5 protein-coding genes are annotated in these 7652 nt (G+C 49.2%); 2 read left to right on the top strand and 3 right to left on the bottom strand.

The window, feature by feature from the left end:
* Both MHN01_RS10445 and MHN01_RS10440 read left to right on the top strand, forming a co-directional pair.
* A partial coding sequence (locus tag MHN01_RS10445) for an efflux RND transporter periplasmic adaptor subunit (protein ID WP_239411299.1) occupies window positions 1–788 on the top strand: 788 nt, incomplete at its 5' end.
* Entirely contained in the window at window positions 785–3910 is a 3126-nt protein-coding gene (locus tag MHN01_RS10440; RefSeq protein WP_239411298.1) for an efflux RND transporter permease subunit, read from the top strand. The genes MHN01_RS10445 and MHN01_RS10440, both read left to right, overlap by 4 nt.
* Window positions 3911–4033: 123 nt before the next feature.
* Here the strand turns inward: MHN01_RS10440 and MHN01_RS10435 are convergent, their stop codons facing one another.
* From MHN01_RS10435 to MHN01_RS10425, 3 genes are all read right to left on the bottom strand, one after another.
* Window positions 4034–4540, bottom strand: a complete 507-nt coding sequence (locus MHN01_RS10435) for a glycine cleavage system protein R (RefSeq protein WP_239411297.1) — start codon at window positions 4538–4540, stop codon at window positions 4034–4036.
* A 273-nt stretch (window positions 4541–4813) separates the two neighbouring features.
* Complete coding sequence (locus MHN01_RS10430; protein WP_239411296.1) at window positions 4814–6274, bottom strand: methyl-accepting chemotaxis protein; 1461 nt, start codon at window positions 6272–6274, stop codon at window positions 4814–4816.
* Window positions 6275–6460: 186 nt separating this feature from the next.
* Window positions 6461–7309, bottom strand: coding sequence for a hypothetical protein (locus MHN01_RS10425; protein WP_239411295.1), 849 nt, complete (start codon window positions 7307–7309; stop codon window positions 6461–6463).
* Window positions 7310–7652 lie beyond the last annotated feature (343 nt).

Here is a 7652-nt window from a genome sequence, read left to right as displayed (position 1 = left end):
TGATCCAACGGCTGGAAGATGCCATCGCCCAGCATGATCTTTCCTATCGCCAATTGACCCGGGCACAACGCTTGCTGGGCAAGAAGCTGATCTCTCAGGCCGAATTCGACGAGCTACAGGCAAACTACAAAAAAGCCAAGGCGAATCATCAGCTGGTAAAAAAACAGCTCAATGACTCCAAACTGTATGCCCCTTTTGCCGGTCAGGTTAGCCATACCGCAAAAGAAGCCTTCGAAAGCGTCGCACCGGGTGAAACCGTTGTCGAGCTTTACCAAATCGACAAGCTGTATGTGAAATTCCAGGTCCCGGACAGCCTGCTGGCCCGGTTCAATCCTCAGAACCAAGGCGGAGACTATCAGCCCATCGCTTACTTTGCCGGCAATAAACAGGCTTATGCGATGGACTACCTTGAGCACACCTCCGAGCCAACACCTCAGGGAATGAGCTTTGACGCCTGGCTGAGCATGCCGCAGACCCAGCCCCCTATCCTGCCCGGTACCGCCGCCACGGTTAAGGTTGACCTTAATCAGGCCGGATTGAGCAGTGCCGATGGTTACCGGGTTCCGATGACTGCCGTGGTGCCAGCAACAAAATCAGGTAGCTTTGTCATTTGGAAAGTCAAACAGGGCAAGGCTTATCAGTCACAGGTTGAGATTAGCCAAATACACACATCAGGTGTGCTAATAGCCCAAGGCGTTAGCCTCGGCGATCAAATTATTACCTCCGGACAGGCCCAGCTGAGAGACGGTCAGCCCGTCACTACCGTACAACAGGAGCAAAATCTGTGAACATTGCTGAATACTCCATCCGCAACAAGGTGATCAGCTGGATGTTCCTGCTGATCCTCACGATCGGCGGCGTAGTTTCCTTTAACGGCCTGGGAAGGCTTGAAGATCCTGCCTTCACTATCAAGGATGCCATGGTAATTGCGACCTACCCGGGAGCAACCTCCATGGAAGTGGAAGAAGAGCTGACGTATCCGCTAGAAAAAGCGATTCGACAACTTCCGTATGTCGATACCATCACCTCGACTTCCTCGGCCGGGATGTCCCAGATCATGGTCAGTATGAAAATGGACTATGGCCCGGATATCCTTCCGCAAATCTGGGATGAGCTACGCCGCAAGGTCAATGATCTCCAGCCTTCATTGCCACCAGGCGTACCGCCAGTTCAAGTTATGGACGACTTTGGTGATGTATTTGGCATTATGCTGATGATCAGTGGCGATGATTACTCCTATGTCGAGCTCAAGCGCTATATCGATTACCTCTCCCGTGAACTGGAGCTGGTCGAGGGTGTCGGTAAAGTCAGCATTGCCGGCGATCAGCAGGAACAATTGTTTGTCGAGCTGTCGATGAAACGTCTTGCTGCCCTGAATCTGGATCTCAATACTGTAATCGGCCTGCTTAACCAGCAGAACGAGGTGATCAGTGCCGGCGATATTACCCTCAATGGCGAGTCACTGAATATCCGCCCTTCCGGCTCTCTCAACTCAGTGGAAACCTACGAGAACCTGATCATTCATGGTCGTGATACCGGTAACCTGATCCGTCTGAAGGATGTTGCAACCATCAAGCGGGATATCGTCGAAAAACCATCAAACCTCATCAACTTTAACGGCAAGCCCGCTATCAACCTGGGTATCTCCTTCTCGAGCGGCGTTAATGTCGTAAAAGTCGGCGAACAACTTGATCTGCGCCTGCAGGAGCTTGAAAGTATCAAGCCGGCCGGCATCGAAATCCACACCCTCTATAACCAGGCCAAGGAAGTCGACGAATCGGTCAACGGCTTTATCATCAGCCTTGCACAGGCTGTTGGAATCGTTATTGTTGTTCTGCTCTTTACCATGGGACTGCGTAGCGGGATCATCATTGGCCTGGTACTGCTATTGACCGTTTTCGGAACCTTCATCCTGATGAAGCTGACCGATATCGAGCTCCAGCGGATCTCTCTGGGAGCCTTGATTATCGCGCTGGGAATGCTAGTTGATAACGCCATTGTGGTCGTCGAGGGGATCCTTGTCGGACTCAAGCGGGGACGTACTAAGCTTCAGGCCGCTGTTGATATAGTCCAGCAGACGCGCTGGCCGCTACTCGGTGCAACTGTGATCGCCATTACGGCATTTGCCCCGATCGGCCTGTCGCCGGATGCTACAGGTGAATTCATGGGATCGCTGTTCTGGGTATTGTGTTTCTCCTTGTTCCTGAGCTGGATCACCGCTATCACCCTAACACCGTTTCTAGCTGATCTACTGCTCAAGGAAAACAAGACGACGAAGACAGGCCATAACAATGATAATGGTAAGGAGAATAGTGAAGAAATTGACGCCTATCAGGGCTTTATATTTACCCTGTTCAATGGCTTACTGCGCCTTTGCCTGCGTTTCCGAGTCCTGACGATTGTTCTAATGATTAGCCTGCTAGTCGGGTCGATATTGGGTTTCGGTTATGTGAAAAACTCCTTCTTTCCACCGGCCAATACACCGATGTTCTATGTTGATATGTGGATGCCGGAAGGTACAGATATTCATACAACCTACCGCGAAGTCCAAAAAGTAGAGGCCTATATTCAAGCCTTACCGGACGTGGAGTTCGTTTCTTCAACAACAGGTCAGGGACTGCAGCGATTTGCCCTGACGTATAGCCCGGAGAAAAGCTACGAAGCCTTTGCTCAGCTACAGGTTCGGGTTAATGATCGCGAGCAACAGCTTCCGCTCATGAAACAGCTCGACAGTGAACTGCGCACCCAATTTAACCGGGTAATGTTCCAGTTCAGAATGATGGAAATCGGCCCGTCTCCGGCCTCAAAAATCGAAGCCCGCCTGATTGGCGCCGATCCGGCTGTCCTGCGCCAGTACGCCGCCCAAGTTGAGGATATTTTTCGTGCCGATCCGGGCACGCGTAATATCCGCCATGACTGGCGTGAGCGAACCAAGGAACTGGTACCGCAGTTCAACGAGTCTCAGGCCCGCCGATTGGGCATTTCAAAAACCGATCTGGCCAATACCCTGCAGATGGCATTCGGCGGCAATCAAATCGGCTTGTTCCGTGATGGCACCCAGTTGCTGCCAATTGTGATCCGCCTGCCGGAGGATGAACGCGTCAACTACGAAACGTCGCAAAACCTTAAGCTATGGAGCCCGACGCTACAAAGCTATGTGCCAATTCAGCAGGTGGTGAATACTATCTCGCTGGACTGGAGCGAACCGCTGATCCAGCGCAAGGACAGAAAACGTACCCTGACCGTTTTGGCTGACCATAATATTCTGGGTGACGAAACCGCTGCGACGGTCTTTGCCCGCATACGCCCACAAGTTGAGGCAATTGCTCTGCCTCCTGGCTACTCATTGGATTGGGGCGGGGAGTTCGAGGCATCGGGTGATGCTCAGGAAGCACTATTCAGCTCACTGCCGATGGGTTACCTGTTCATGTTCATCATCACCGTATTTCTCTTTAACTCGGTGAAAAAGCCACTGGTTATCTGGTTCACCGTGCCGCTTTCTATCGTCGGGGTCACTGTCGGCCTGTTAAGCACCAATATGCCATTTAGCTTCACCGCCTTGCTAGGGCTACTGAGCCTGAGCGGCATGGTACTGAAAAACGGTATTGTACTGATGGATCAAATCAATCTAGAGATGGCATCAGGCAAGGCACACTATCAAGCTGTGGTCGATAGTGCCATCAGCCGTGTCAGACCGGTCAGTATGGCGGCCTTTACCACCATTCTCGGCTTGATCCCGCTTGTTACCGATGCGTTTTTCGGCTCGATGGCGATTACCATTATGTTTGGTCTCGGCTTTGCCACTATCCTCACGCTAGTTGTGGTACCGGTTCTGTATGCACTGCTGTATCGCATTCAGCCACCAGCACATCAGCAAATAGCAACTGAGCCAAGCCTGGCATCGGCTTAATCAAATCCTGAACAGATAATACGAACACAAGCAAAAGGCTCACCGAGGTGAGCCTTTATTTTTCATATAATTATAGGACGAGACATCTTTATAGTGAGTTATAGCACTCCGGAATAGAGCTCCTCACTCAACCACACTGACCCGCATGTCTTCTTCAACTTGCTGAACGGCCTCCAGCAGTTGGTCAACATTGACCTCACTCGGTACCTCTACCATCAACTCAGCAATGAACAAGGCCTGACCAAGATCCGCAACACCGATCCGGTAGTTTTCAATTTTGACGATCTCGATCCCTATATCATCCAGGATATTGGTAATGTCATTGACGATCCCCGGCCGATCACTGGACTCTACTTTTAGTTTCAACGACTCAATACTACCCTTTGGCGCAGCCTGAGGCGCTTCAATAATACGTACATTCAGATCTGTCAGACGGTTAAATGCCTCTTTAAGCATTGTTGCCGTTTCTGCAGGAATGTCGACCTTGATAAGACCAACTATCTGGTTATCCAAGCGGTTGATTTTACTCACCAACCACTTTCCTCCCAGCTCATGGGTTTTAGCCGCAAGTTGATTTATTAATTGAGGGTGATCCTGTCCCGCAATAGTTATTGTCAACTGAATATTCATAAGCCGTCCCCTCTGTAAATACATCATGTATTAACGCGTTGTAACCAGACGAAAAATTGCAGGTCACATATTCAGACTAGCAAGCAACCTGCACTCCTGCAGTGACTCAGTTCATACTAACCATGCATATTCACCTACAATTTATGTAACAAATTGGTATATCACTGATTTGAAAAAGTTATTCGCTCTTGTCACTAGGTGGGATACAAACAAAAATGCCAGCCGATTTAAATCGACTGGCATTAACATTATGCGATTACTAAAACAGTAGGCTTAATTTGCTGTGCGGTATTTTTCCAGAATTCGGCCCAATGACTGAGACGCATCGGACAGTTCCTGAACACTGGCAACAGACTGTTCGGTTGCAGAGCGGATCACGCTCGATTGATTGCGAATGTCATGCAGCTCAGAGGCGATATCATTGGCAACTGCCGTCTGCTGTTCTGCAGCTGTCGCAATCTGAGCGCTCATGTCCATCACCAACTTGGATGACTCAGCGATATAGTTCACGTCAGCACCGATTTCAGTGATCATCTCACGGCTCTGATAAGCCTGCTCCAGAGTCTCTGAAGTAATTTGCGAAATACCGTTGGTTTCAGCCTGAAGCTTGTCGATCATAGACTGGATCTCAACCGTCGCCTGCTGAGTGCGTCCTGCCAGTGTACGTACCTCATCAGCTACAACTGCGAATCCACGCCCTTGCTCACCGGCCCTCGCCGCTTCAATCGCCGCGTTCAATGCCAGCAAGTTAGTCTGCTCAGAGATCGCATTGATCGTTGTGATCACCTCATTGATCTCCGTTGCTTTCTCGTTCAGGCTACTTACGGTCGCCGATGCAGCATCAGTCTGCTCAGACAGCTTGGTGATAACCACGATAGCATTTTGCACCTTCTCGTTGCTCTGCTGCAGCTTCGTAGTATCTTCATCAAATCGATCCGTTGTTTGCACGGCGATGTTAGCGATATCTTTAGCGGATGCTGTCATTTCTTCCATCGCAGTAGCAACGGAATCGACTGACGCATATTGCTGGTTAATCTGCTGCTCAGAGTTCTGCGCTTCGTGACCGAAAGTTGCGGCCGTATTGTGCAGAGTTGCCGAGCTGCCTTTCACCGTTTCAACCAGTTCACTCAGGGTATCCATCGTACGATCAAGCTCGAAGCCAATGATACCGAATTCATCACGGCCTACATGAAAGCCCAGGCGAGATGTCAAATCACCTTCAGCAATCCGGCGCGTAGCCTGATGCATAACCCAAAGAGCACCACCAAGGAAAGTCGCCAGCCAGTAGCAAATCAATGCAATTGGCGCCAAGGTCAAAAGAGAATAGATAAAGTGGGAAAATGCCTGACCTTTGGCCTCGCTTTCAGACTCTCCGACTGACTGGGTCAGCACGGCATAACCGCCACCCGGTACGGATGCCGACGCAGTGATCACATCGTTATCACGTGATGATCCGGCTGAAGAAGAAACCAGCTTAATATTTTGCTTCGACAGCGCCTGTTCTTGTTCTTGACGAGTAAGCCCTGCTACCTGCAACGTCTTAACCGACGCTTCGACCTGCGCCTCTACGCGCTGAACAGAGGCCGCTTCGATACGAGATAGCGCAGAATAATACTGACTGCCTGCTATACCAACAACAACGGCAGCTATTGCCAAAAACAATACCCAGAATTTGTCATTGATAGACATTTTGATAAACAGACGATCAACGGTCCTGAATTCAACTTCTCTCATCGTGATACCATGTAATAAGCCTAAAACGTTATGGTAACAGTTGGAAAAATTTGTTGTGATATACAACAGGTAATTTATTGACGAGGCTAACAATATTTTCAAGAAATATAGAGCCAGATCACAATATTCCTATTAGCCATGAATAAGCACGATTTTGAACACGCCCTATGCAACGCGATTTGACGATCACCAACTCAGCTGGAAATCTATGTATACCTGAACAAAGGTATCGTTATCCCAAGGTAAAATAAGCAGATAGTCAGGATCACCTGTCAGCCTGTTATCATAGGGGGCCAGGTTATATTCAGTATGCTCAATTTCAAGCACCAGCCGACCTCCTTCAAACCAGCCCCCCTTCAGCCAATGGTTAGCATCATAGGCAAAGGCCATGACAAATTTATTTTCCAACCAGTCATCACCGTCATGCCACTGCTGGGCAAAAACGTGCAAATCCACACTTGAGCCTAGATCCATTCCGGCATACAGCTGCAATGAACCTGCGGATGTTTCATTGCGTAATCCATCCCTCTCATAACCGCGCATCCTTGGGACATCATCATCAATCTCCAGGAAGTAATATCCGGCCGAAGCTTTGACACCAATCTCATAAGCTTTAGCATCGAAGCCCATATCAATACCCGGCATCAGCTTATGTTGCTTCTCGACAGAGCTGACCGTATTTCGCCTGTCATCAAGGCCGACAAACCACTTCATGGCAATCCGTTCAGATAACTCCGCAAGCTTCCCACTGGCAAGAAAATCAGACTGAAACCAAATAGGAATGTGATCAGGGTCTAGTTCGTCATTATCGACATCAAAGTAGGTATTTATGCGCCCACTCAGCAGGATATTAGAGCTCGTGTGATGGGAAACCAATACACCGATTCCGACCCCGAAAGTGTGAGAGTCTGCCTGCTCGACAATGAAATCATGCCCGCCAAGCGTCATGCGCCAGTCGGCAGCATATGCGGTCGGAGTCGCACTAATAAGAAGAAAGATGAACAGCAGCAACCATCTGATTTTATTGGCATACATGATACAACTCACGTCATCGTATTATGCAACCAAAACTAGGCCAAGCCAGATAGTTACGCAAATCTACGCCAAGTCGAAAATGAGAACTAAGCTTTACAAAACTTAAAGCAAGTAGAAATAAACTCACGAATATCAGGTCTGCTTATTCATTGCTACTTTTCGAAGGATGCCAAATGCCCTTTTTTAGCAAAGATCAGATTGAGCAGCAGAAGCCTATTTCCTGGTTAGCCGACCCGTTGAAAGCCGCCAGAGAAACAATGAAAAAGTACGGTCTGTGGAATATCAATCAGCAAATGGGAAGTCGCTGGCCGATAGCCTGTGTGGCAGTAGAAATAACCCAGCG

This window comes from Photobacterium sp. OFAV2-7 (assembly GCF_022347985.1).
GTDB lineage: Bacteria > Pseudomonadota > Gammaproteobacteria > Enterobacterales > Vibrionaceae > Photobacterium.
Note: the sequence above shows the minus strand (reverse complement) of the source record. Positions and strands in the feature narration are given on the sequence as shown.